The 26,372-nt window shown below is 58.6% G+C and carries 18 protein-coding genes, 1 tRNA gene and 2 pseudogenes; 16 read left to right on the forward strand and 5 right to left on the reverse strand.

Translation table 11 applies throughout. From position 1 onward, the window contains the following. The first annotated feature begins 8 nt into the window (after nucleotides 1-8). Nucleotides 9-1,115, forward strand: coding sequence for a multifunctional CCA addition/repair protein (locus tag C4Q27_RS09520; RefSeq protein WP_104886771.1), 1,107 nt, complete (start codon nucleotides 9-11; stop codon nucleotides 1,113-1,115). Between the two features lie 423 nt (nucleotides 1,116-1,538). Here C4Q27_RS09520 and C4Q27_RS09525 read toward each other — a convergent pair whose 3' ends face one another. The 3 genes from C4Q27_RS09525 to folB form a co-directional block, all read right to left on the reverse strand. Then, nucleotides 1,539-2,597, reverse strand: coding sequence for an IS110-like element ISPpu11 family transposase (locus tag C4Q27_RS09525; protein WP_098316384.1), 1,059 nt, complete (start codon nucleotides 2,595-2,597; stop codon nucleotides 1,539-1,541). A gap of 200 nt (nucleotides 2,598-2,797) precedes the next feature. Next, nucleotides 2,798-3,307, reverse strand: a complete 510-nt coding sequence (gene folK / locus C4Q27_RS09530; RefSeq protein ID WP_010951738.1) for a 2-amino-4-hydroxy-6-hydroxymethyldihydropteridine diphosphokinase — start codon at nucleotides 3,305-3,307, stop codon at nucleotides 2,798-2,800. Beyond that, complete coding sequence (gene folB, locus C4Q27_RS09535) at nucleotides 3,298-3,654, reverse strand: dihydroneopterin aldolase (RefSeq protein WP_004576188.1); 357 nt, start codon at nucleotides 3,652-3,654, stop codon at nucleotides 3,298-3,300. The genes folK and folB overlap by 10 nt, the downstream gene beginning before the upstream one ends. A 74-nt stretch (nucleotides 3,655-3,728) precedes the next feature. Between folB and plsY the strand changes: the two genes are divergently transcribed. Continuing rightward, on the forward strand, nucleotides 3,729-4,298 hold the full coding sequence (gene plsY, locus C4Q27_RS09540) for a glycerol-3-phosphate 1-O-acyltransferase PlsY (protein WP_014589441.1): 570 nt from the start codon (nucleotides 3,729-3,731) through the stop codon (nucleotides 4,296-4,298). 17 nt (nucleotides 4,299-4,315) lie between these two features. Here plsY and tsaD read toward each other — a convergent pair whose 3' ends face one another. Beyond that, entirely contained in the window at nucleotides 4,316-5,341 is a 1,026-nt protein-coding gene (tsaD, locus tag C4Q27_RS09545; protein WP_010951736.1) for a tRNA (adenosine(37)-N6)-threonylcarbamoyltransferase complex transferase subunit TsaD, read from the reverse strand. Between the two features lie 204 nt (nucleotides 5,342-5,545). Here tsaD and rpsU point away from each other — a divergent pair, with 204 nt between their 5' ends. The 12 genes and pseudogenes from rpsU to C4Q27_RS29750 all read left to right on the forward strand — a co-directional run. Continuing rightward, a complete protein-coding gene (gene rpsU, locus C4Q27_RS09550) occupies nucleotides 5,546-5,761 on the forward strand; it encodes a 30S ribosomal protein S21 (RefSeq protein ID WP_003255575.1) in 216 nt (71 codons plus the stop codon). A 304-nt stretch (nucleotides 5,762-6,065) separates the two neighbouring features. After that, nucleotides 6,066-8,048, forward strand: a complete 1,983-nt coding sequence (gene dnaG / locus C4Q27_RS09555; protein WP_064491650.1) for a DNA primase — start codon at nucleotides 6,066-6,068, stop codon at nucleotides 8,046-8,048. Between the two features lie 67 nt (nucleotides 8,049-8,115). Next, nucleotides 8,116-9,966, forward strand: coding sequence for an RNA polymerase sigma factor RpoD (gene rpoD / locus C4Q27_RS09560; protein WP_003255578.1), 1,851 nt, complete (start codon nucleotides 8,116-8,118; stop codon nucleotides 9,964-9,966). A 127-nt stretch (nucleotides 9,967-10,093) separates the two neighbouring features. Next, nucleotides 10,094-13,837 (forward strand): bifunctional diguanylate cyclase/phosphodiesterase, encoded by a 3,744-nt coding sequence (locus tag C4Q27_RS09565; protein WP_064491649.1) that lies wholly within the window; start codon nucleotides 10,094-10,096, stop codon nucleotides 13,835-13,837. 137 nt (nucleotides 13,838-13,974) lie between these two features. Next, nucleotides 13,975-14,051 (forward strand) — tRNA-Ile (locus C4Q27_RS09570). A 163-nt stretch (nucleotides 14,052-14,214) separates the two neighbouring features. Further along, nucleotides 14,215-15,630 carry a site-specific integrase gene (locus tag C4Q27_RS09575; RefSeq protein WP_104886772.1) on the forward strand — a complete coding sequence of 472 codons (1,416 nt, stop codon included), beginning with the start codon at nucleotides 14,215-14,217 and terminating at the stop codon, nucleotides 15,628-15,630. After that, nucleotides 15,623-18,859, forward strand: a complete 3,237-nt coding sequence (locus C4Q27_RS09580) for a hypothetical protein (protein WP_104886773.1) — start codon at nucleotides 15,623-15,625, stop codon at nucleotides 18,857-18,859. The genes C4Q27_RS09575 and C4Q27_RS09580 overlap by 8 nt, the downstream gene beginning before the upstream one ends. Continuing rightward, nucleotides 18,856-19,524 (forward strand): hypothetical protein, encoded by a 669-nt coding sequence (locus C4Q27_RS09585; protein WP_104886774.1) that lies wholly within the window; start codon nucleotides 18,856-18,858, stop codon nucleotides 19,522-19,524. Before C4Q27_RS09580 ends, C4Q27_RS09585 begins: the two co-directional genes overlap by 4 nt. 40 nt (nucleotides 19,525-19,564) lie before the next feature. Then, a complete protein-coding gene (locus tag C4Q27_RS09590) occupies nucleotides 19,565-19,984 on the forward strand; it encodes a hypothetical protein (protein ID WP_158666131.1) in 420 nt (139 codons plus the stop codon). Beyond that, a complete protein-coding gene (locus C4Q27_RS09595; protein WP_104886776.1) occupies nucleotides 19,981-22,146 on the forward strand; it encodes an AAA family ATPase in 2,166 nt (721 codons plus the stop codon). Before C4Q27_RS09590 ends, C4Q27_RS09595 begins: the two co-directional genes overlap by 4 nt. 478 nt (nucleotides 22,147-22,624) lie before the next feature. Continuing rightward, a pseudogene (locus C4Q27_RS29985) lies at nucleotides 22,625-22,743 on the forward strand (site-specific integrase); the annotation flags it as partial. 213 nt (nucleotides 22,744-22,956) lie between these two features. Further along, nucleotides 22,957-23,035 (forward strand): annotated as a pseudogene (locus C4Q27_RS29750) (hypothetical protein); the annotation flags it as partial. A 101-nt stretch (nucleotides 23,036-23,136) separates the two neighbouring features. On the opposite strand, the gene C4Q27_RS09600 reads toward C4Q27_RS29750, so the two are convergent. After that, nucleotides 23,137-23,691 (reverse strand): serine acetyltransferase, encoded by a 555-nt coding sequence (locus tag C4Q27_RS09600; RefSeq protein WP_104886777.1) that lies wholly within the window; start codon nucleotides 23,689-23,691, stop codon nucleotides 23,137-23,139. 187 nt (nucleotides 23,692-23,878) lie between these two features. On the opposite strand from C4Q27_RS09600, the gene C4Q27_RS09605 reads away from it, so the two are divergent. Together C4Q27_RS09605 and C4Q27_RS09610 are read left to right on the forward strand one after the other, a co-directional pair. Next, nucleotides 23,879-24,340, forward strand: coding sequence for an Lrp/AsnC family transcriptional regulator (locus C4Q27_RS09605; protein WP_104886778.1), 462 nt, complete (start codon nucleotides 23,879-23,881; stop codon nucleotides 24,338-24,340). Nucleotides 24,341-24,679: 339 nt separating this feature from the next. Then, nucleotides 24,680-26,362: an NAD(P)/FAD-dependent oxidoreductase gene (locus C4Q27_RS09610; protein WP_064491647.1), complete on the forward strand. Its 1,683-nt coding sequence runs from the start codon at nucleotides 24,680-24,682 to the stop codon at nucleotides 26,360-26,362. Nucleotides 26,363-26,372: the final 10 nt, after the last annotated feature.

Below are 26,372 nucleotides of genomic sequence, written 5' to 3' on the forward strand. Positions count from 1 at the left end.
AGCTGCACATGCACATCTACAAAGTTGGCGGCGCCGTGCGCGACCGTTTGCTCGGCCGCCCTGTCAGCGATATCGACTGGCTGGTGGTGGGCGCCACCGTCGAAGAAATGCTAGCCAAGGGCTATCGGCCGGTGGGAGCCGATTTCCCGGTGTTCCTGCACCCGAAAACCGGTGAGGAATACGCCCTGGCGCGCACCGAGCGCAAGAGTGGGCGAGGCTACGGCGGGTTCACTTTTCACGCCAGCCCCGACGTAAGCCTGGAAGAGGACCTGATCCGTCGCGACCTCACCATCAATGCGATGGCCGAGGATGAGGCGGGCACGGTCTACGACCCCTACCAAGGCAAGAACGATCTGGATCAACGCCTGCTACGCCATGTTTCCCCGGCATTCGCCGAAGATCCTTTGCGTGTGCTGCGTGTTGCACGCTTTGCTGCCCGTTACGCACCACTGGGGTTCCGGGTTGCCGATGAAACCTTGGCGCTGATGCGCCAGATCAGCGCCTCGGGCGAACTGCAGGCACTCACTGCCGAGCGCAGCTGGAAGGAAATCGAGCGCGCGCTGATGGAAGTGCAACCGCAGGTGTTCTTCAAGGTGCTGAGCGCGTGCGGGGCCCTGCAGGAGCTGCTGCCAGAGCTCGATGACAGCTCCCGGACATTGGCGGCGCTGGAGCAGGCAGCGACGCACGAACAACCGCTGCACGTGCGCTGGGCCTGCCTGTTGCGGGGGTTGGCACCGACATCGATCAAAGCCGTCAACCAGCGCCTGAAGGCACCGCGTGAGTGCCAGGAACTGGCCATGCTGACAGGGGAATGCCTGGCGCAGGGCAATCAGGCGCTCGAACTGCCTGCCACGGCACTGCTGGAGCTGTTGCAGAAGTTCGATGTGTACCGACGGCCGCAGCGATTTGAGGATTTTCTGACCGTTTGTGAGATGGCGGCGCGGGGCGATGGCGAGCAGGGTTACCCACAGGCCGATTACCTGCGAGGCGCAGCAGCGGCGGCGCGAGCGGTGGATGTGAAGCCGTTGGTGCAAGCCGGGCTCACGGGGCAGGCACTGGGCGAAGCACTCAAAGGTGAACGGCTGAAAGCGCTCGAGGCTTACCAGCGCGGTTAGACCTACCGGCCTCGCGGGTAAACCCGCTCCTACGGGGGCACACATCGAGGTTTGGGCACAGCCCGTCGTAGGAGCGGGTTTACCCGCGAAAGGGCCGGGCCTGCTGGCCAATTTCCACCCGCTGTTCACCGTCGCAGCCGCCACCGTATTCGCGGGTAAACCCGCTCCTATGTATGGACTCGCCCACACTGTCTAGCTGCTTTTTTGAACATAGGAACCCGGTTGCATCTATGTATCAGGCCTGTTCGAGGAAGCTTTTTGCTTCTGGCCAACATCGTGGTGAGCTCGCAGTGTGCCGTTTACATGGAGGCCACTATCAGGCCTGTAGGAGCGGAGGCATCGGTCTGCGACGGTCTTACCTAGGGTCAATGTTCACTAGCAGGGGTTGGAGCGCCTAGCGCCCCGGTGGCATTACCCGGTTGGTCAGAGGCTCATAGCCGCCTCCGGTTTTTCGTTCGGTTTGCGTTGGTAAACCTGATCGCTCTGTAACAGGGCCCAGATAATCCGCAGATTTCGATTAGCCAGCCTGATCGCCGCCTCCTTGCGCCCAAGGCGGGATAGCCAGCGCAAGAGGCGGCGATCATCTGGCTGATCGGAATCAGGCCTTAACTGACTCAAGACAGCATGCGCGCCCTGGATCATCAGGCTGCGTATGTAGCCGTCACCGCGCTTGCTCATCTTGCCCAATCTGATTTTGTTTCCGCTGCTGTGCTGATCGGGCACGATACCGAAGAAGGCGGAATACATTCGGCCACTGGCGAAGCGGCTGGGGTCGGTCTGTTTCGCCACGATCGCCGTGGCAATGATAGGGCCGACGCCACGAATGGTGATCAGTCGCTGAGCGACTTTATCCTCTTGGGCAGTCGCTTCGAGCCGGCGGCTCAGCGCCGCTATGCGTTCACCTAGAGACAACCAGTCCATCAGCAACTCATCGAGCAACTCGCGCAACAGGTCGGGTAGAGGCAAGGAAGCATCCTCAAGCGCCTGAGGCACATGCTTATTGATCGCGGCATCGCCCTGGGGCATGGATACGCCATGCTCGAGTAGCAAACCACGGATCTGATTACCCAGCGCGGTATGTCGCTTGATGTTACCGCGCCGGATACGGTGCAGCGCTTGAATAGCCAGTGCTGTGGTGCTCTTGATCGGTATCGAAGCGATGCTCGTATCGCGACCGGCACGCAAAATGGCATAGCAGTCGTTACGATCGTTCTTAGCACCGCTGCGATGTTCGGCGACACGTTGCGCCGGCAGGATGCGAACCGGATTACCTTTGGCCTGCAGCAGTCTGGCCCAGGCTTGTGCACCTGGACCGCACTCCATCAAGACGGCCACGGTCGTTGGCAGCCTGAGCAGGAAATCGTGGAACGCTTGGCGGGATTTGATGCGATCTTCGTAGATCACCCGACCAGTAGCGTCCTCGCCTGCTAATTGGAAGACCTGTTTGGCCAGGTCTACGCAGATGGTTGTGCAAAGCTCCACATCAGTGGAAGACAGGGAATCGTGTTTCGAACTATGCTTTTTCATGGTCTCGCCCTCGCTGCCGTTGGCTTCTTCGAACACCACCGTGGCACTGTGATGCCTCGGCGGGGGCGAGTCCATCGATTACAGGGGGCACACATCAGAGGTTGGGCTCAGCCCGTTGTAGGAGCGGGTTTACCCGCGAAGAGGCCGATACAGGCTTATGCGGGCGTCAACTGCAACCCGCGCCACTCAAAGGCGACCGGGGCCAGTACCTGATCGATCTGCGCTTCCTGCCACAGCTGCGCCATGCACTTGCCCACCCCCGGATGCACCAGGTCGGGTGCCAGCAACGACAGCGGCCACAGCACAAAAGCGTTCTTCAGAATCTCGGCCCGGGGCAGTACCAGCCCATCGAAGGTACCGTGCAAATCGTCATACATCAGCACGTCGATATCCAGCGGCAGCCCCTTGCGGTCAGGTGCATAGCGGCCATTGTCGGCCTCGATGAACTTCAGCCGGCGGTCCAGCTCGATCAACGGCAACGCGGTTTGCCCGGTCACCACGAAGTTGATGAACGGCCCGCTCTTGATGCCCACCGCCTGGCTTTCGAAGGCCGGCGAACAGCGCATGTCAGTCAGGATGCCAGCCAACGCATCGAGCCCGGCGCACAAATGCGCCTCACGGTCGATGTTGCTGCCCAGGCCCAGGTAAACCGTGCTCAGAGACATCCGCGCTCGATCTCCACGCCAACACCACCACGGGCCGCCGGCACCGCGCCCGGCTTGGTCAGCTTCAAGCGCACCCAAGGGATGTGGAACTCGTCCATCAGGGTTGCCACCAGGCGCTCGGCAAATGTCTCAACCAGTTCGAAACGGGCCTGTTCGGCAAACGCCTGGATGCGCGCCGACACACTGGCGTAATCCAGCGCCAGGTTCAGGTCGTCTCCGGCGGCGGCCGGGCGGTTGTCCCAGGCAAAGCTCAGGTCCAGGCGCAAGCACTGGCGAATATCCCGCTCCCAGTCATAGGCACCGATGACGGTATCGACTTCCAGGCCTTCGATGAACACTCTGTCCAAGCACTTCTCTCCACAGCACGACAAGGGCGACTGGCGCCGTTAGAATCAGGGCGTCCTCGCCCGGAATAGTTAGCATGTTTTGGTTACTGGCGTTGCTCGCCTACCTGCTCGGCTCGCTGTCCTTCGCCATTGTTCTCAGCCGCCTCTCGGGCAGCCCGGACCCGCGTTCCAGCGGCTCAGGCAATGCCGGCGCCACCAACATGCTACGCCTGGCAGGCCGTAAACTGGCGATCCTGACCCTGCTAGGCGACCTGTGCAAGGGCCTTTTGCCGGTATTGCTCGCCCGCGCTGCCGGGCTGGACCTGCACGCGCAGGCCTGGGTGGGCATATGCGCAGTGCTGGGCCACCTGTTCCCCCTGTACTTCCGCTTCAAGGGCGGCAAGGGCGTGGCGACGGCTGCCGGCATGCTCATGGGCCTGTATTTCCCGGCCGCGCTGCTGGCCATCGGCGCCTGGCTGCTGACCTTCTACCTCACGCGCACCAGCTCACTGGCCGCGCTGATTGCCACGCCACTCACCTTGCCATTGCTGGCCTGGCGCGAGCCCGAAGCCCTGCTGCCGATCAGCGTACTGACAGTGATGATCGTGTGGCGCCACCGCAACAACCTGCGCGACTTGTTTGCAGGGCGCGAACGGCACTTCTGAACCTTCGACGCGCTACCTTACAGCGGCGGCAACTGTTCCATCGGCCAGCGTGCCTGCACGCTGATCGCCAGGTCTTGCTGCTGCCCGGCCAGCAGGCGCTGGCAACCGGCGTAGGCGATCATCGCACCATTGTCGGTACAGAATTGCGGGCGCGCGTAGTACACGTTGCCCTTGATGCTACCGAGCATGTCCTCCAGAGACGCGCGCAGGGCCTTGTTGGCACTCACGCCACCCGCGATGACCAGCCGCTTGAGGCCGGTCTGCTTGAGCGCCCGCTTGCACTTGATGGTCAAAGTCTCCACCACCGCCTGCTGGAATGCCAGGGACAGGTCGCAACGGGTTTGCTCACTGTCGTCGCCAGCATTCTTGCATTGCTGCCAGGTGTTCAGGGCGAAGGTCTTGAGGCCACTGAAGCTGAATTCCAGGCCTGGCCGATCGGTCATTGGCCGCGGGAACACGAAGCGCCCAGGCACACCTTGCTCGGCCAGACGCGCGATTTCCGGACCACCCGGGTAATTGAGGCCGATCAGCTTGGCGGTCTTGTCGAACGCTTCACCGGCAGCATCGTCCAGGCTTTCGCCCAACAGTTCGTACTGACCGATGCCATCGACCCGAACCAGCTGGGTATGGCCACCGGAAACCAACAAAGCGACGAACGGAAACTCTGGCGGGTTTTCTTCCAGCATGGGTGCCAGCAGGTGACCCTCCATGTGGTGCACACCGATCGCCGGGATGTCCCAGGCAAAGGCCAGCGCCTGGGCGCAGGAAGCGCCCACCAGCAAGGCGCCGACCAGGCCGGGGCCCGCGGTGTAGGCGATGGCGTCGATTTCGGTGGCAACGCAGCCTGCCTCGTCCAACACCTGGCGGATGAGCGGCAGCATGCGCTTGACGTGATCACGCGAGGCAAGCTCGGGCACCACGCCGCCGAAGACGCGGTGCAGGTCGATCTGGCTGAACAGTGCATCGGCCAACAAACCGCGTTCACTGTCGTATAATGCGACGCCGGTTTCGTCGCAGGATGTTTCCAATCCCAGTACTAGCATGGGCTCGTCCCTTGTGGGGGCTGAATTCGAAGCCGCGCATGATAGTCCCCGTGTCGGGTGCCGACCAGCGGTTTTCGATCAGAGGCTTTGCATTCCGGCTTGCTAAGGGTTAACATCCGCAACCCTTGAAAACCGACGTTCTCCAGCACACCTTTGTTTTGCCAGGAGCACGTCTACCCCGGTAATGAATTAAGGTAGCCCTGGATGCCAGCCGTCAAAGTTAAAGAGAACGAACCCTTCGACGTAGCTCTGCGTCGTTTCAAGCGCTCCTGCGAAAAAGCCGGTGTACTGGCTGAAGTTCGTAGCCGCGAGTTTTACGAGAAGCCGACCGCAGAGCGTAAGCGCAAAGCAGCTGCTGCTGTTAAGCGTCACGCCAAGAAAGTTCAGCGCGAACAGCGCCGCGCCGTTCGTCTGTACTAATACAGGCGTTCAACGCAAAGCTTCTGCCCTGCCCGGCTAACCCCCGGGCGATGGCAGTGGTCGTTTCAAACTTGAGCAGCTAGCTCAAGGCCCTGCACAAGCTTCATGCGAACTGCATCATGGGCAACCTGCCTGAAACGTCAGAGCTGGTCCTCCTTGCTGTATGACCAGACGTGCACGTCCGACTGACGAGCCCTTAGGGGCTGGCGACGAGCACACATTCCCTCGCACTTCCCCAAGCAGCACTCGCCCCCTTCGGCGCGTGAGCGATTAGACTTGCCAGTTGCCAGATAACGAGACTGCCATGGCCGGGCTGATTCCCCAGAGTTTCATTGACGACCTGATCAACCGCCTCGACATCGTCGACGTGGTGAGTTCGCGCGTCCAGCTGAAAAAAACCGGCAAGAACTACTCGGCCTGCTGCCCGTTCCACAAAGAAAAAACCCCGTCCTTCACGGTCAGCCCCGACAAGCAGTTCTACTACTGCTTCGGCTGTGGCGCCGGTGGCAACGCCTTGGGCTTTGTCATGGACCACGACAACCTGGACTTCCCCCAGGCCGTCGAGGAACTGGCACGCGCCGCTGGCATGGAAGTCCCCCGCGAGCAAGGCCGCCGCGACCAGAAGCCGCGCCAGCCCACTGACTCGCCACTGTACCCGCTACTGGACGCCGCCTCGGAGTTCTACCGCCAGGCCCTGCGCAGCCACCCGTCACGCAAGGCAGCGGTGGACTACCTCAAGGGCCGCGGCCTGTCCGGGGAAATTGCCCGCGACTTCGGCCTGGGCTTTGCCCCGCCCGGCTGGGACAACCTGCTCAAGCACCTGGGTGCCGACACCCTGCAGCAGAAGGTGATGATCGATGCCGGCCTGCTGATCGAGAACGCCGAGAGCGGCAAGCGCTACGACCGCTTCCGCGACCGGGTGATGTTCCCGATACGTGACAGCCGCGGGCGCATCATCGCCTTCGGTGGCCGGGTGCTCGGCGACGACAAGCCCAAGTACCTGAACTCCCCGGAAACCCCGGTGTTCCACAAGGGGCAGGAGCTGTACGGGCTGTACGAGGCGCGCAAGCACAACCGCAACCTCGACGAGATCATCGTCGTCGAGGGCTACATGGACGTCATCGCCCTGGCCCAGCAAGGCCTGCGCAATGCCGTGGCCACCCTTGGCACCGCCACCAGCGAAGAGCACCTCAAGCGCCTGTTCCGCGTGGTGCCCAGCGTGCTGTTCTGTTTTGACGGCGACCAGGCCGGGCGCAAGGCCGCCTGGCGCGCACTGGAATCGACATTGTCGAACCTGCAGGACGGCCGTCGCGCGCGCTTCCTGTTCCTGCCCGAAGGCGAAGACCCGGACAGCCTGGTGCGCGCCGAAGGTACCGACGCCTTCATGGCCCGTATCAACCAGCATTCCCAACCGCTGGCCGACTACTTCTTCGAGCAACTTGGCGTGGAAGCCGACCCGCGCTCGCTGGAAGGCAAGGCGCATATGGCGACCTTGGCCGCACCGTTGATCGAAAAGATCCCCGGCGCCAACCTGCGCCAGCTGATGCGCAACCGCCTGAAGGAAATCACCGGCCTCGATCCGCAGCAGGTCGAGCAGCTGGCGCAACAAGCGCCGGCGACCAGCAGCATGCCGGACTACGACCCTGGCTACGATTACGACGCCATGGCCAGCTACACCCCCGACTACGGCGACATGCCGCAGCACGACTATGCCCCCGCTCATCAGGAACAGGCGTGGAAACCCAACAAGGGGGGCAGCAAGAAGCCGTGGAGCGACAAACCCTGGGACAAGAACCGCAAGGGCGGCAAGCCCTGGCAGCAACGCGACGAAGCGCCTCCCCGCGTGCCAGCGCCAGTCGAGCCGCCCACGCTGGCCGCCCTGCGCACCCTGCTGCACCACCCACTGCTGGCCGGCAAGGTGGAAGATGCCAGCCACTTCGCCGACGAAGAACACCTGTACAGCCAGCTACTGGTGGCATTGATCGAAGCCGCGCAGAAAAATCCTGGGCTAAGCTCAATGCAGTTGATCGCACGTTGGCATGGCACCGAACAGGGCCGCCTGCTACGGGCTCTGGCGGAAAAGGAATGGCTTATCGTGGCCGACAACCTTGAACAACAGTTTTTCGACACTATAACTAGCTTGTCCGCCCGCCAACGCGAGCGCAGCCTGGAACAACTGCTCAGGAAATCACGTCAAAGCGAATTGACCAGCGAGGAAAAAACCCAGCTCCTCGCCCTGCTGAGTCGAAATGTTCCCGCACAAACGCCGACCTCATCTGGCGCGTGAGGCCCATGCTCGGGTATAATCCTCGGCTTGTTTTTTGCCCGCCAAGACCTTCAGTGGATAGGGTGTTATGTCCGGAAAAGCGCAACAGCAGTCTCGTATCAAAGAGTTGATCACCCGCGGTCGTGAGCAGGGCTACCTGACTTACGCGGAGGTCAACGACCACCTGCCTGAGGATATTTCAGATCCGGAACAGGTGGAAGACATCATCCGCATGATCAACGACATGGGGATCAACGTATTCGAGAGTGCTCCGGATGCGGATGCCCTTCTGTTGGCGGAAGCCGACACCGATGAAGCCGCGGCCGAAGAAGCCGCTGCTGCATTGGCGGCAGTTGAAACCGATATCGGCCGCACGACCGACCCGGTGCGCATGTACATGCGCGAAATGGGTACTGTCGAGCTGCTGACCCGCGAAGGCGAGATCGAAATCGCCAAGCGTATCGAGGAAGGCATTCGTGAAGTCATGGGCGCCATCGCCCACTTCCCGGGCACTGTCGACTACATTCTCGGCGAATACGACCGCGTCACCACCGAGGGTGGCCGCCTGTCGGACGTTCTCAGCGGTTACATCGACCCTGACGACAACATTGCCGCGCCAACCGAAGAAGTGCCGATCCCAGGCGCCAAGGCCGCTGCGGCGAAGGAAGAGTCCGACGACGACGAAGAGGAATCCGAAAGCGGTGACGACGAGGAAGAGGCCGAGAGCGGCCCGGATCCGGTCGTCGCAGCCCAACGCTTCGGTGCGGTATCCGATCAGCTTCAGGCAACCTCCAAGGTCCTGAAGAAAAATGGTCGTAACCACAAGGAAAGCATCGAGGCCCTGCAGGCCCTGGCTGACCTGTTCATGCCGATCAAGCTGGTACCAAAGCAGTTCGAGGTACTGGTCGAGCGTGTCCGTGACGCCCTGAACCGTCTGCGACAGCAAGAACGCGCCATCATGCAGCTGTGCGTACGTGACGCCCGCATGCCGCGAGCTGACTTCCTGCGCATGTTCCCAAGCAACGAAACCGACCAGACCTGGAGCGGTGACCTGGCCAAGCGCAACACCAAGTGGGCTGCCGCCCTGGGTGAAAAGAACGCTGCCATCGTCGCTTGCCAACAGAAGCTGATCGACCTTGAGACCGAAACCGGCCTGACCGTTGCCGAGATCAAGGAAATCAACCGTCGCATGTCGATCGGTGAAGCCAAGGCCCGCCGCGCCAAGAAAGAAATGGTCGAGGCGAACCTGCGTCTGGTGATTTCCATCGCCAAGAAGTACACCAACCGTGGCCTGCAGTTCCTAGACCTGATCCAGGAAGGCAACATCGGTCTGATGAAAGCGGTGGACAAGTTCGAATACCGTCGCGGCTATAAGTTCTCGACCTATGCCACCTGGTGGATCCGTCAGGCGATCACCCGTTCGATCGCTGACCAGGCACGCACCATCCGCATTCCGGTGCACATGATCGAGACGATCAACAAGCTCAACCGTATTTCCCGCCAGATGCTGCAGGAAATGGGTCGCGAGCCGACTCCGGAAGAGCTGGGCGAGCGCATGGAAATGCCTGAGGACAAGATCCGCAAGGTACTGAAGATCGCCAAAGAGCCGATCTCCATGGAAACCCCGATCGGTGACGACGAAGATTCGCACCTGGGCGACTTCATCGAGGACTCGACCATGCAGTCCCCGATCGACGTGGCCACGGTCGAAAGCCTCAAGGAAGCCACCCGTGACGTGCTCTCGGGCCTGACCGCACGTGAAGCCAAGGTGCTGCGCATGCGTTTCGGTATCGACATGAACACCGACCACACCCTCGAAGAGGTGGGTAAGCAGTTTGACGTAACGCGTGAGCGGATCCGTCAGATCGAAGCGAAGGCGTTGCGCAAGCTGCGCCACCCGACTCGCAGCGAGCACCTACGCTCCTTCCTCGACGAGTGATGACAAAACCCCGGCCCAGGCCGGGGTTTTTCTTTAGTGGCCCGTGACATAAAGCCCGCCTTCCGTTGCACACCTGCGGCAATGCCCGTCTACACTCGACTTCAGACCACCTGAGTGCGAGGCTGCCATGTCCTTGAAGCCGGCCATTCTGTTGCTGATCCTGATTTTGTGGAACACAACGGCCGGCGCCCTGACCCTGACAGATGAGGAGAACGCCTGGCTGGCTGCCCACCCGCAGCTGAAACTGGGCGTAGACGCCTCTTGGCCACCGTTCGAGTTTCGCGACCAGGAGGGCCGGTACCAGGGATTGGCCGCCGACTACATCGCCATGATCCAGCAGCGCCTGGGCGTGACGTTCAAACCGGTCGAACCCAGCAGCTGGACCGAGGTGCTGGCGCAGGCGCGGGAAAGCCGTATCGACCTGCTGCCCGGCATCATGTCCACCCCCGAACGCCAGGGCTTCCTGGCCTTCACTCGCCCGTACCTCGACTTCCCCATTGTGATCCTCGCGCACAAAGGCGGCGCACAACCGCGCAAGCTGGCTGACCTGTACGGCTTGAAAATTGCCGTGGTCGAGAACTACGCCCCGCACGAGTTGCTGCGTACCCACCACCCGGACCTCAACCTGGTTGCCCTGCCAAACGTCAGCTCCACGCTGCAAGCCCTGGCCACCGACCAAGTGGATGCCGTGGTCGGCGACCTCGCTTCCAGTATCTGGAGCCTGCGCCAACTCAAGCTCGACGGCCTCTACGTCAGCGGCGAAACGCCCTACCGCTACCAGTTGGCGATGGCCGTTCCCCGCGACAAGAGCGTGCTGGTCGGCATCCTCGACAAAGTGATGGCCGACATGAGCAGCAGCGAAATCAGCCAGATCCAGCAACATTGGGTGGGCAATGTGGTCGACCAGCGGATGTTCTGGTCCGACCTGCTGGTGTATGGCCTGCCAACGGTGCTGCTGCTGATGGCTGTGCTGGCAGTGGTCATTCGCATCAACCGCCGGCTCAGCTCGGAAATTTCCCGGCGCATCGCCCTTGAGCAAGAACTGCGCAGCAGCGAGTACCACTACCGCGGCCTGGTCGAGAGCCTGTCAGCCATCGCCTGGGAAGCCGATGCCAACGACTTCACCTACAGCTACGTTTCACCCCATGCCGAAGACCTGCTTGGCTACCCATTGAGCGACTGGCTCAGGCCCGGTTTCTGGCGCAGCATCCTGCACCCGGAGGACGCGCTCTGGGCTCAGGCCTACTGCGACAGCGAGACCGCAGCGGGGCGCGACCACAGCCTGGACTACCGGGTGATCCGGGCTGACGGTCAGCCCCTCTGGGTACGCAATATCGTCAGCATGATCGAGCACGGCCACCAGCCAGTGATGCGCGGGCTGATGATCGACATCAGCGAAACCAAGCGCACTGAGGACGCCCTGCGCCTGTCCGAACAGAAGTTCGCCTCGGTATTCCAGCAGTGCCCCGATATCTTGCTGATCGCTCGCCACAGCGATGGCTGCCTGCTGGAGGTGAACGAGGCTTTCGAAGAGCAGATCGGACTGCCCCCAGACCAGGTCATTGGCCGCACTGCCACCGACCTTGACCTGTGGGGCGTAGAGGGCAGTGGCCCGGTCCTGCTTGAAAGGTTGCACCAAGGTGGTATCCGTAACCTGGAAATGAGCTTCCGACGCAGCAACGGCCAACTGTTCACTGGCCTGACTTCGGCTGAAACCTTCGAACTGGACGGGACGCCCGCGCTGGTAGTGGCAGTACGCGACATCAGCCAGCTCAAGGAGACCCAGCAACAGCTGCAAACTTCGGAAGAAAAGTTCGCAAAGGCTTTCCACGCTTCGCCCGACGGCCTGCTGCTGTCGCGCCAGAGCGACGGTTTGCTGCTGGAGGTGAACGAAGGCTTCTGCCGCCTCACCGGCTACGACCTCAACCCAACCATCGACCAGACCTCGCTGGACCTGGGTATCTGGGTCGACCTCAACGAGCGCAAACGCCTGGTCGACCAGCTCAACCGCGACGGCTTCGTGCGCGACTTCACCTGTCATATCCGCCGCAGCGACGGGCAGATCCGACTGTGCGAGCTTTCCGCCCGGCCCCTGCCGATTACCGGCGTCGACTGCATGCTGACCATCGCCCGCGACATCACCGAGCGTCACCTGATGCAAGAAAAACTGCAGCTGGCCGCCACGGTGTTCGAGAACACTGCCGAAGGGGTGCTGATTACCGACATTGACCAACGCATCAGTGCCGTCAACCGTGCCTTCAGCGAAATCACCGGCTACAGCGAGATCGAGGCCCTCGGCCAGACCCCGCGCCTGCTCGCCTCTGGCCAGCACGACAGCGCTTTCTACCTGGCCATGTGGCACCAGCTTACCGCCGAGGGCCACTGGCAGGGCGAAATCTACAACAAGCGCAAGAACGGCGAACTTTACCCCAGCTGGCTGACCATCAGCGCCGTGCGCAACAGCGACCGCGAGATCACCCACTTCGTGGCGGTTTTTGCAGACATCTCCAGCATCAAGCACGCCCAGGCCAAACTCGACTATCAGGCCCACCACGACCCGCTGACCGGCCTGCCCAATCGCACCTTGTTCGAAAACCGGCTACAGGGCGTACTCACCTGTGCGCAGGTGTCCAACCGCCAGGGCGCAGTGCTGTTCCTGGACCTCGACCGCTTCAAGCACATCAACGACAGCCTTGGCCACCCGGTCGGCGACCTGCTGCTCAAGGGCATCGCCCAGCGCCTGAAAGAGCAGGTACGCGACGTTGATACCGTAGCCCGCCTGGGTGGCGACGAATTCATCATTCTGCTGCCCGGCTTGCACAAGCCCAGTGACGCCAGCACTATCGCCAACAAACTACTGGCCTGCTTCAACGCACCGTTCCAGGCCGGCGAGCATGAGTTTTTCACCAGCGCCAGCATCGGCATCAGTCTCTACCCACAGGATGGCACCGACGTCTCCACACTCATCCGCAACGCCGACGCCGCCATGTACCGCTCCAAGGCCAAAGGCCGCAACCGCGTCGAAGCCTACACCCGCGACCTCACCGCCCAGGCCAGCGAGCGCATCGCCCTGGAGCATGAGCTGCGCCGGGCCGTCGAACGCAACGAAATGAGCCTGTGCTTCCAGCCCAAGCTCAGCCTGAAGACCCAGAGCCTCGTGGGTGCCGAAGCGCTGATCCGCTGGAGCCACCCGACCTTTGGTGAGGTACCGCCGGAACACTTCATCCACTTGGCGGAAGAGAACGGCACCATCCTGCAGCTCGGCGACTGGGTACTGGAGCAAGCCTGCCGGCAGATGCAGGCCTGGAAGCAGCACTACGAACCCTTCGGCCCGCTGTCGATCAACCTTGCCGGCGCCCAGCTGCGCCACCCACACCTGGCACGGCGCATCGAACAACTGCTCAAGCACCATCAGCTGAAGGCCGGTGACCTGCAGTTGGAAATCACCGAGAACTTCATCATGAGCCAGGCAGAAGAGGCCCTGGCCGTGCTGTACCAACTGAAGAAACTCGGCGTACAGCTGGCCATCGATGACTTCGGCACCGGCTATTCCTCGCTCAGCTACCTCAAGCGCCTGCCGCTGGACATCCTCAAGATCGACAAGTCGTTCATCCGCGGCCTGCCCGACGATCCACACGACGCCGCCATTGCCCGGGCGATCATTGCCCTGGGCCGCAGCATGCAGTTGACCATCATTGCCGAAGGCGTGGAGAACCAGGCCCAGCAACGTTTTCTGGCGGCCGAGGGCTGCGAGCAGATCCAGGGCTACATCGTCAGCCTCCCGCTACCACCAGAGGAATTCGCGGCCGCGTTTCTTCGCATAGCACTATCGGATCTTTCAGATGGCACAGGTGCGAAACCCTCGTTATAATCCGCCCACTTACTGAGGGCCTATAGCTCAGTCGGTTAGAGCAGAGGACTCATAATCCTTTGGTCCACGGTTCTTATGTGGTACGAATGCCAGTGTGGTATTTGAAGCCCATTTTTGTTAGTTTGTAATGCCTCAATGCCACTGTAGCTCAATCGGTTAGAGCATCCGACTCATAATCGGCAGGTCGAGGGTTCGATTCCCTCCAGTGGCCCCATTTTTCAGCAAAATCAACCAGTTACCGCACTCCTCAGAAGGTCAATGACCACGCTGACGGAGCTTTCTGCGTTCCAAAAATTCGACAATTTGAGATTTCGCTCTTGACATGGCAAGTGCAACACCCAAAGCTAAAAAGGGTGTGGTATTTGGAACGAGAGCTCATGAAAAATTTCCTCCTGGTCGATGCGCCACTGACGAGTGAAGCGAACTACCTCCTGCTTCACCTCGACCCTGGCGTCCCCGACGAGGCGCGGGAGTTCAAACCGTTCACCGACTACACGGCTTGGCTGGCACGTAGAGGCTATGCCCCCAACACCGAGAAGGCCTACTCTGAACACGTCGGGCGGTTCGTCGATTACGTCTACGAAGCGTCGAAGACCCCATTTCCTGCAGATGTCGAGGTCACCATTGAGACCATCATCTACAGCTATCAGTCTTTTCTGATGTTCGGGACGGGAGCCTCGAACCCGATAGCGAAGACGCTGGCCGAGCGTTTGGGGAAAGTGAGGCTCACGGGGCAGAGCTCAATCGCCCAGACCATTGAGTCTTCGATCCGATGGTTTCTCCAGGTAGCAGAGTCGAAGAATATCTCTGCGCCTGACCAGCTGTTTAGCCGCTTTTACTCGAGCCGCGCTGAGTACCGAAGCCAATACGAGCTCTCTGCCCAGAAGGCCAATTCTTGGATGGCCGCAGTCATTCGTGATTCGCTCAACTCAGTCCTGCCAAAGCGCAAGAAAGACAGGCTGTTTGCTCAAGCGGGGCGAAGGGATAGGAAAAATGACAAGCAGCCGTTCAAGACCCTTCCATTCCCCATCGAACGATCTGTCGACCTGGTCAGGCAGACCAAGCCTGGGAAGTCCAAGACCTTCTACCGGGACATGACTCTCTACGCCCTTCTTGGTGCGACAGGCGCCCGCTCAAGCGAGGCGCTGCAGGTGAGAATGCCTGACATCGATGATGACGCGTTCGCCGTGTTTCTTCGCGACCCATTTGCAAGGAAGACACCTGGCCTCACTGAAGAGGAGCACAAGCTTCTGTCCTGGAAAGGCCGAGAGACTGAGATCACCTTCATGATTGAGCCATTCGCCCGAATATTCTGGGAGAGCCTCGAGAAGTACCTGGCCCTCGAATACAACGCCAGCGTTGGCCATGATTTCCTCTTTCAAAACACTGACGGCAGGCCCTTCTTCGCAAGCGACAGGAGCAGCCGCGACAAAACCTTCAAGAAATATGCGTTGAGAGCAGGCTTGCCGGACGTCACAGGCATCAGCCCACACTCACTTAGGCACATGTACGGAACCTACACACTGAATTACATGCCTGTCCCTGGTCAGAGCATTCCTGGCCTACCCATTACCTACGTGAAGATTCTGATGGGTCACGCCAGTATCACTTCCACGATGAAGTACGCGAAGCACGATACCGACATCATCGATGCGTACATCCAGCACGCGAACCAGCACGTCACCCAGAGGGGCGATGCCTCCTTTAGGGCAATCCGCGAGGAGTTCTTCATGCGTCAGCTTGAGGTGTTGAAGGACGAAGCGAACCGCATTGAAGGGGCAAAAAATGATTAACCTGACCAAGGACATCCAGATCATCAAGACTGGAGAGGCCTTGGAGCGGTCGATCAAAGAGGCGATCACCAAGGCCAAGGCATGCGTCTGCAGAGAGCTGTTCGGTACGAACTACATCTCTCCAAGCAAGGTAACAAGCGGTGCCCGCAACGAATACTACAACGCATCCATCGTGCGTCTATTCGATGATCACCTGAGCGTTTCTAATGCCCCCGTCTACGACGAGGCGTGGGTGCGTAACGCCTTGGCCTGCACAAAGAAGACTGCCGCTCTGGCAGTTGCGAAGCAGGTGGTTCCGAAAGCGTCTGTCGACTGGCTCAACAAATCCTCCCTGGAGAGGCTGAGCAGAGACTGCATTTTGATCCTTCACTTCCTCTGGCAAGAGCGGGCCGTCTTACTTCCGGCTGATCTGAGGAAGCCTACAGTTCACAACGAGGACGCAGGCACCAATTACTTTGAGTTCGCTGCAGCATCTTACACCGAGGTGCTGGCATTCGTGAGCCAGCCATTTGTCTCACATGTCTCTTATGAAGGCATTCCAGACATCCTCTCTGTAATGAAGCCTACAGCTGTCAAGAACTTTGAGTGGTATGCATGGCGGATGATTCGCTGCACAGACTGGCATCGAATCGAAGACATCAATCCAGATGACATCTCGGACTTGGTCGACCACTTGGTCGTGATGCGCAGAGGTGATATTGACTGGTTCAAATACCCTATTGCCCCAGCCGCATTCTGGAACTACGTTCAGAGGTTGTATCCTGATAGGTGTAGCCAAGTCGCTCTTCGCGCTAAAAATGATTTACACGCGAGCAGAAAAGCACTGGTCTCGGGTGAGTATGACTACCCTGATGAGCACAAGGATAGCGTAGAGTCCTGGTTGAAATATCAGGACAAATTCACCGAACTGCAGAAGTCTCGAGGAATTAAGTCTTTTAGCGCATACAACAAAAGCTTTGCTGTCCTGAACACGTGGCTATTCGGAGAGTATCCTACTGCCACAGGATTGACTCCTCCTCACCCAGGCGAGTTGAATAGAAGACACATGGAAGGCGATGGTTTCACAGGCTTTCTGACTTTTCTTCGCAGAGGCCGGTCAAACACAACCGTCCAGCAAATCATGTATCACATTGTCACTTTGTTTAACTACTTAGTGGCAAACTCGAGCGCAGACGAAAAGCTTGCCGGCTTCGTTTGCCCGATACTGGAGATTGATTACCCCATCGTCAGAAGGAGCAACAGCTCCAATAAGCCGGCATTTCATTCAGAGCATTTCCCGTACCTCCTGCAATACTGCTATGCAATTGAATCATTCACAACATATGTTGCAGAAAAAGTTTATGACGAGCAGATAAATCTGTTCGACAAAGAATACAGGGCCGACATCGAAACCAAAAACTGGAACGAGGCCCAAAAAGTAATTCAAACTGAAAAGCTTGGATATATCCCTGTTGTATTTTATCGAAATCCATCATTCGATGCTTCGCTGCCAAAGTCTGAAGATAACCGCCCCATGAAATATGAGGCGCTACGACTTCTGCCAAGGTTCGTTGTACCAATTATTGAGCACACAGTAGAGCGCAACGACAAGTGGGTGTTCTACCCACAGCCAAACTACATAAGACATAACATTGTAGCCCTGGAGACAGGCATTCGAAGCATCCACATTCGGTGGTTGGAGAAGCGCACCTATGCCAAGCATATTGATCGGTCGAGGCCTCTCCCTCCACTTTGTAAGTTGCACATCAATACCGACAAAGTAAACGGCCCGTGGGATGCCACTGTTTCGAAGTCGGTTATTGAGCTACTGGATCGCCAAAAGGCGATGATCCCTTGGTTCAACGACCCGTCAATGGAAGTCGAGACTTGGTATGACTACCATGAGGACAATGAGCACGGAAAAATCATCACACTTTTCCCCAAGGGAGAAACTCCTGGCGTGCTGACTCCAGAGGCCTATGGGAAATATTTCAAAAGGCTAATCTATTCCTTTGATCTTTTCTGTAGATACCAACTGGGAATTGATCCGACGAACTCAATGCCTGAGGCGCTGGGCGACCTGGAAACAATCGACGAGCCTATCGACTACTTGGCGGCAGTGAAGCTTGAGGGACAAGCCTGCAAGCTAATCGAGCACACCCCACATTCCTGCAGGGTGTCTGTAGTATCTGAGTTCATCAGGGTCTTGCCACCGCACATCATTGGGAACTTCATCACTGGCCATGCCACTGTTGAACACGTCATGTATTACGCCAAAGTCGACCCTGAGTATCTGAAGACAGTGTCTCAGTACCAGAAGATGAGCGTCGAGCAGGGCTTGCTCGTTGAGCGCCCAGCGATGTCAATGATCAAGGCTGAAGACCCTGCTTCGAAGTTGCAGCAGGCTTTCCGAAGAGACAAAGCACAGTCCCTGAGTGACTTTGGGGCAATCTCATTCGACCGTGAGACCAAAGACGATGTGGTATCTGGCGTGAGGGCTGCAAAGCAGCGCCCCATCGAGTCATTGGCCTTCATGCCTACTCACATTTGCCCGTTTGGAAATCACTGTCCTGCGGACGTCATAAAAGACCTGGGTGCCATACCAGGCGTGAGTATGCCATGCGGGGGGTGTTACTACTCGGTCAAGACTGTCGACCATCTGCCCAGGATCTACGGCGTCATCCGTGTGATGACTGATGAATGCAGCGAGTTGGAAGCTCATATCGCCGAGGCCAAAAGGAACGGTGCATCGCCTGAAAGCCTCATGCAAAAAGTCAATCGCCGAAAATTCCTCGCGGCAGAGATCATCTCGTGGAGCATTACTGCTCACTGCCTTGAGCAAATGCATAGCGAGATCAAAACACGTGAGGATTTCCTTGTAGAGAAACCTGAGATCGTCACTGAGCGACTGGAACGCCTGGAGTTGAAAGAAGGCTCACTTTCCAACCTGATTGCGCGCACAGCGGAAGCCAAGTCGCATGCAGAGTATTTCACTCCACAGCTGGATAAGCAGATTCAAGTCGCAAGAAATAAGCTCCTGGCCTTCACTGGAAACTTTAACCGCATGCTGCAAGCAGCTCCTACAGGGTTCACGTTGATCGATGAATTCAGGGGGCTGATTCGGTCTACGTGTGAAGTCCTCGGTGTTTCAATACACGAACTGAGTGATGCGCTGGCTCAGCCAATGGCCTTGGAGCGCCCTACCGCGATCCTGAAGCTAATTTCTAGCCCTGGAGGTGTCCCGGCATGAGCAAAGGAGCTAAAAAGGGCCAGAACCGCTTTGCTGGCTCTCAAAAGCGGCATCGCGACTACAGGATCACTCGAATCAAAGACGAGGTCATTCCTAAGCTGAAAGCGTTCGTAGGGAAAACGTCATTCGATGGGGTTACCCCTTACTCCAGGTTCTGTGCCGAGCTGTACAATGATGGCCTGCCTGTAAACGAAAAGAAAATTGGCTACAGAACCCTAGTACAGAGCACTGACTATTGGGCGCTCATCGGGCCTATCTTCTACAAGCACTGGGATTCCGCTGGGAACATGGAGTCGAAGAAGGACAAGCTTGTCGGAAAACTGGCTGTTCAACGAGCAGACCAGCTTCAAGCTGAGACCGAGAGACTGAGGAAGGAGGTTGAAGCTCTTCGCTCTGCCCTCCGTAGCCATGGTGCTTCGCCGGCGGCACTAACGGACACAAAGCATGTTGATCAAGGCTTCATGGCGAAGTTTGACAAAACCTGCCGAGCTCTGAAATTAGTGCTTGATAAAAGTGACGGAATGTTCACGGTTGACATTCAGACCAAGAAGATCAGCTGCACTTTCGACGACCTTGAACCAGTCGAGGGACTTGTGCCAACCGAGGTAGTCGAGCCATTCATCATGTGGTTGAAAGCAAAAGAGACAGGCCATGGCGTGCAGTGATTTGAAGCGTTCCCCATTCGAGCGGTACAGAGACTATGTCATGCAGCTCGAGCAGGCCGGCAAAAAGTTTCCTGTGAACCAGTTTGGAGATGTCAACTTCAGCAAGATTGCTGACGAGTGCGGCAATCGCCGGCAGTGGTTCTCAGAAAGTGCCAAGAAGGTCTTTTGCCCACAGGGTGAAACCCTTGAGCAGGTGATCGCCAAGGATATTCGTCGCATAGGCAGCGAGTTTTCTTCACCTAAAGACGCTGAGTCTGTGCTTGTGGACATGGCTGACTCAAAGAGCAAAGAAGCCAGCCGGCTGCGATCCATGCTCGAGCAGAAGTCGAAGGAAAACGAACTTCTACGAGAACAGGTCGAGCGTCTCTCAGCCGAGGTACGCATGCTTCGCTCGACTGCGGCTGAGGTCAGTAGCCAGCAGGAGATGATGATTGATTCTGGGCGGTCATTCATCCTATGAGCAACCTGTCCAGTGTTGTGCAAGTTAGCTCAGTGAAGCCTGGTAGCATCGGCGGTGCCATCTTCTCTGGCCGTATCATTGGTGAGAATAAGGTCTTCACCTGCAAGGCCAGCTATAAAATAATCACTCGTGTCCCCCAACCAGGCGAGTGCTGGCAAGTCAAAGGTTCGATTGTCGGTCACGATCAGTTCAGGGATTTTGTTCTGGTCGAAAGCTGCCACATCGTTAACCTGCCTGTGGCCGCATACGTCGAACGCCTACTCATCAAGCATCCAGCATTCCGGGGGCTAGCATTTGGTAAGGCCAAAGTAGCGAAACTCGTTAGGGAATTCGGTGCTGAGAACCTAGCCCAGACCCTGACTGCCGGGAAAGCCAGTCACTTAGCTGAAGTGATCAATCCTGATCTGGCGCAGAAACTGGTAGAAGCCTGGGCAACACTGCAGAACGAAATCTCAACTATTGAGTTTCTCATGGAGCATGAATTCGACCCTAGTCTTGCCAAAAGTATTCTGAAGGTTTGCCAAACAGACACCGTGGAGCGCCTCAAGCGCAACCCTTACAGCCTGGTAGCGTTCCATGGTGTTCATCCGAATCTGTGGAGAACTGTAGAAGCTGCGGCATCCAAACTGGGGATCAAGCCAGATGACCCCCGCAGGTTGGCAGGGATGGTCGAATACCTGCTGTATGTCCGCCTGGATCAAGGCCACACCGCTTGCTCGGTTGATGATCTGAAAGCTCAACTAAGACAAAAAGTCGCGTCTCTGGGGCTGGTCGACCTATCAATAACCTCTGCTCTTGATAGACGTGCCGTATGCGTCAAAAAACTTCACGGAGTGACTTTCATACAGCCGCTGGGTGCTGCGCTTGTCGAGAGTCAGCTTGAGCAGCGTATCGTATCCTTGCTGTCCGCTCAGACGTCTCTCCTTCATGGTTCGGCTCAAGAACTTGCCAAGGCCATTGAAGACTACTGCGCACAGATTGAGGCCTCCTCTGGCCACTCGCTCACGCCGGAGCAAAAGGGCGCTGTGCTAATGGCACTTACGAACCGAATCAGTACGCTCACTGGGTTCGGAGGCACGGGAAAGACAACCGTATTGAAGGCCATCGTCGATATCGCTTCGGAGTATCGCCCAGTACATATCCTGGCTCTGAGCGGCAAAGCCAAGGAGCGAGCAAGGGAGGCCACTGACCGGGACACTTATACGATTCACAGCTTCCTGATCAAGATCAGCAGCGAATCGTCTGGGCTTAGCAGCGGTGGCGACCCGCTTGTGATCATCGACGAGGCCAGCATGGTCGACATCGCACTGATGCTCAAGCTACTCAATGCATTTGCTAAGAAGGAGCTGTCACTTCTCCTGGTCGGCGACACTGGCCAGCTATCCCCGGTAGGGTATGGAATCTTCTTTCACGCGCTGGCCAAGTCTAAGGCGATACCGTCAACTCACCTGACCAAGGTTCACAGGACAGTAGGCGATAGCCACCTACAGAAGACCGCCATGCAGATTCGCTCAGGGCAAATTAGCACTCTGCCGATCTGGAACGGTGAGCGCGATGGCGTGTTCCTCATTCCCTGCGCGACCACCCAGGATCTGATGACCCATTTGGCTAGAATCAAGCGGGTCATCCCTGATGCTCAGATCCTGACGCCCCACATGTCGGATCGCATGCCGGACTCTGGCCACAAGATCAACAATCATCTGCAGAGTGTCCTTCAGCACACGGACGAGACGCCAGGCATCTTGATGGGCAAATACTGGCTTCGTGTTAACGATCCGGTCATCGTCACCCAGAACAGTTACGAGCATAACCTGTTCAACGGAACCACTGGCGTGATGTCAGGCGTGACAGCCATCGATGGCGAGATCGCAGGCATGTTCACCTTCAATGGAGTCGAAGTGACTCTTTCCCGGATGGACTTGTTCCTGCTGGGGGTCAAGCTTGCCTACGCGATCTCCATCCACAAAGCACAAGGCAGCGAGTACCAGACCTCCATCATCTGCTCCCTGAGCCAAAGCGAATTCGTAGAGCGCAGCATGCTGTACACCGGCATCTCACGATCCAAGCGCCTGGCCTTGATTCTGAGCACCCAGGAGCTCGTGCAGCAGGGTGTGGCCCGACCGAACCGCAGCGATACCCTCTGCGTTGGCTTCTCGGTTTGATTTGAGCGACCACAAGCCCCTCCACCGAATCCGAATTGTCAAAAAAAATCACGGAGTGTCTACCTGTGCGCAGCACGGGTAGAAACCGTTATTTTTATTGACAACACCTCGTCGAGCGAAGCGAACAGCCTTGGCTCTGGAAGTGGTTAGGCTCTGCCTCACCGCTTCCCGAGCCCCTCGGGCGGCGCAGAGCGGGGTCTGGGGCAGGGCCCCAGGGTGTTGATCTCAGCGCCGAAGTAATTTCCGAAAATTGTCAGATATAAATGTCACACTGGTGTTGCATTTATAAAATCTTGTGCTAGGATTCGCTCATGGTTGAGAAGCACATGGTTTATGGGCCTTGTGAGAGCAGATAGACCGGACGGACAGTATCCAGCCGGACAATTTGTGCACCACATAACGGTTCGAGTCCGTGTGGGCCCACCAGATACGACAAAGCCGCGCGATTGCGCGGCTTTTTCATGCCCGCAAGAAATAAATGGGCAGGGGCGCGTACATCCAGCGCAGCGGCGCCGAGCGCATGACCTTGGAAGTAGCGCTGAAACGGTATCTCAGCGAAATCAGCCCACCAAGAAGCCGATCACCCAGCACGCCGATAATCGCGGAAAGGTGCCCTATCGATACTTCAAGCCAAACATCCTAGCTTGAGGATCGGACAATGAGCCGAATAGCCACCATTATCAGCTCACAAAATGAGCCGAATATGCTCGCTAATCGGCTCACAGATGAGCAAACCTATGAATGAACCTGGGCCTGCCCCGTGACAACGGACGCCAGGAAGCTGGCTACAGAGCCAACTGCCTCAAGCCTTTGCGTATTCGTTCGGTGCGCTCATCACTGGCGCGGCGCCTGGGGATAAACGAAGAAGGCCGCACCACTGCACGATCCAGTCCATCGGGCGAGGCCATCAACCATGGGCAACCCCATAAGAACCCTCCCAGCCTGCTCCACCATCCCCTCTGCCAACGTCCGCAAATGTACCGCTGTTGGTTAATCCCCTCCCGGACGCATCTCGACCTGCCGTGGGTTGTAGAAGGTCATGCCAGACGGAATATCCCGCGTAACCAACGACATCGCGCCAATCACCACGTCATCGCCAATGTCGATGCGATCAGCAACGATGCAACTGTTGGCGCCCATGCTCACGTTGTCACCAATGCGCAGTGCGTACTCCTGCAACCCCAGGGTCTTGATGCCAATCGAGCAGTTCTGCCGGATGAAGAAGTTGCGCCCGATGCTTACATACCGGGTAATGACCACCCCCGGCAGGTGCGCGATGCGCAGGCCGGGGGCAATCTGGGCGCCGATGTCGATGTCCACCCCATACTTGAGGTTGAGCCGCTGTTGCATGCGCCGGGCGTGACGCCGGGCAAGGCCGCCGCGGGCGTCGAGGTACTGGGCCAGGCGATAGGCGAAGAGGAAACGCAGTTTGTTGTCCTTGCGTGCGCGGCGCAGTACGTTGAACAGCAGGCTGATAGGGCGTCCGGGCTTTTTCTTGTTGGAGACTTCCAGTCGCCAGCATTCGAGCAGATGGTCGAGGTTCACGCTGAGGTTCCCGTTGGACTAGCACTTCATCATGCCGAATTAGTGCCGAAGACGCAGCCTTCGGACATGCACGGCCGTTCTCACCAAAAGTGCCAAGCCGACGCCGTCAACGGTGATCGACTGTACCTGGCCTTGCCCTGATTGGCACAGGCTGGCTAGGCTAGCGGGCCAACCGTAGAGACTCGCCATGTCGGATTCCCGCTCCATCACGCTGGATGAAATCGATCGCCAGCTGATCGCCCTGCTGCAGATCAACGCCCGCGAAAGCGTCGCCACCCTCGCCCGCCAGTTGGGCATCGCCCGCACCACCGTCAATTCGCGCCTGGAGCGGCTGGAGAAAAACAAGGTTATCTCCGGCTATGGCGTACGCCTGGGCCAGAGTTTGATAGGCGGCGGGTTGCAGGCGTATGTCGGGATCAAGGTGCAGCCGCGTTCCGGCAAGGACGTGGTGCGGCGCCTGAGTGCCATGGGCCAGGTGCAGCAGCTGTGTGCGGTAAGCGGCGAATTCGACTATGTGGCCTGGCTGCGTACGGACTCGCCCGAGCAGCTGGATCAGTTGCTCGACCAGTTTGGCAGTGTCGACGGGGTGGAGAAAACCACCACGTCGATCATTCTCAGCAGCAAGGTGGACCGTGGACAGCCGCTTTGAACGGACTGGCGCTCGGGTGAGGTTAGCGGGCGTGGGTCAGTTCTAGATTTCACGGCAGGTGCCGGTTGTAGGAGCGGGTTTACCCGCGAATAGGACAGAGAATCTACCGACGCATTCGCGGGTGAACCTGCCCCTACAAAGGGCCAGGGCGGTTTCTGAACTACCTCGACCGCCTGCCTCGTCTTAATGAACATGAGCTTAATCATTACGACGAAACTAACTACATTCAGACAACACTCTGCACCTTAATAACGAACACCCCACTCCCTAAAATGACAGCCAGGCATCTCCTATACTCAGGCTCCGCTCCTCGCGCAGCCTCTCTGGCAAGGTCATTTCATGAACAAGAAGAACCGCCACCCCGCCGACGGCAAGAAGCCGATCACCATTTTCGGCCCGGACTTCCCTTTTGCTTTCGACGACTGGCTGGAACACCCGGCAGGCCTGGGCAGCATTCCGGCTGAGCGCCATGGGGAAGAGGTGGCCATTGTCGGTGCCGGTATCGCCGGCCTGGTAGCGGCCTACGAGCTGATGAAGCTGGGCCTCAAGCCGGTGGTGTACGAGGCTTCCAAGCTGGGCGGCCGGCTGCGCTCGCAAGCCTTCAATGGCACTGACGGGATCGTTGCCGAGCTGGGTGGCATGCGCTTCCCGGTGTCGTCCACCGCCTTCTACCACTACGTCGACAAGCTGGGCCTGGAAACCAAGCCCTTCCCCAACCCGCTGACCCCAGCTTCGGGCAGCACGGTGATCGACCTGGAAGGCCAGACCTACTACGCCGAGAAGCCCACCGACCTGCCGCAACTGTTTCATGAGGTAGCCGACGCCTGGGCCGATGCGCTGGAGAGTGGTGCGCAGTTCGCCGATATCCAGCAGGCCATCCGCGACCGTGATGTACCGCGCCTGAAGGAACTTTGGAACAAGCTGGTGCCGCTGTGGGACGACCGCACCTTCTACGACTTCGTCGCCACCTCGCGCTCTTTTGCCAAGCTGAGCTTCCAGCACCGGGAAGTGTTCGGCCAGGTCGGTTTCGGCACCGGCGGTTGGGACTCGGACTTCCCCAACTCGATGCTGGAAATCTTCCGCGTGGTGATGACCAACTGCGACGACCACCAGCACTTGGTGGTCGGGGGCGTGGAACAAGTGCCACAGGGCATCTGGCGCCACGTACCGGAACGCTGCGTGCATTGGCCAGAGGGCACCAGCCTCAGCACACTGCATGGCGGCGCACCGCGTACCGGGGTCAAGCGCATTGCCCGCGCCGCCGATGGCCGCCTGGCGGTCACCGACAACTGGGGCGATACCCGCCACTACAGCGCAGTACTCGCCACCTGCCAAACCTGGTTGCTGACCACCCAGATCGACTGCGAGGAATCGCTGTTCTCGCAAAAGATGTGGATGGCCCTGGACCGTACCCGCTACATGCAGTCGTCGAAAACCTTCGTCATGGTCGACCGCCCGTTCTGGAAAGACAAGGACCCGGAAACCGGCCGTGACCTGCTGAGCATGACCCTCACCGACCGCCTCACCCGCGGCACTTACCTGTTCGACAACGGCAACGACAAGCCCGGGGTGATCTGCCTGTCGTACTCGTGGATGAGCGACGCGCTGAAGATGCTGCCGCACCCGGTGGAGAAGCGCGTACAACTGGCCTTGGATGCGCTGAAGAAGATCTACCCGAAGACCGATATCGCCGGGCACATCATCGGCGACCCGATCACGGTTTCCTGGGAGGCCGACCCGTACTTCCTCGGCGCCTTCAAAGGTGCGCTTCCGGGCCATTACCGCTACAACCAGCGCATGTACGCGCACTTCATGCAGCAGGACATGCCGGCGGAGCAGCGCGGTATCTTCATTGCCGGTGACGACGTGTCTTGGACCCCCGCCTGGGTTGAGGGCGCGGTGCAGACGTCGCTGAACGCGGTGTGGGGTATCATGAACCACTTTGGTGGCCACACCCACCCCGAAAACCCCGGCCCGGGCGATGTGTTCAACGAAATCGGGCCGATCGCCCTGGCGGATTGAGACAAGGAGG

The sequence above is a fragment of the Pseudomonas sp. SWI36 genome, assembly GCF_002948105.1.
Taxonomy (GTDB): Bacteria; Pseudomonadota; Gammaproteobacteria; order Pseudomonadales; family Pseudomonadaceae; genus Aquipseudomonas; species Aquipseudomonas alloputida.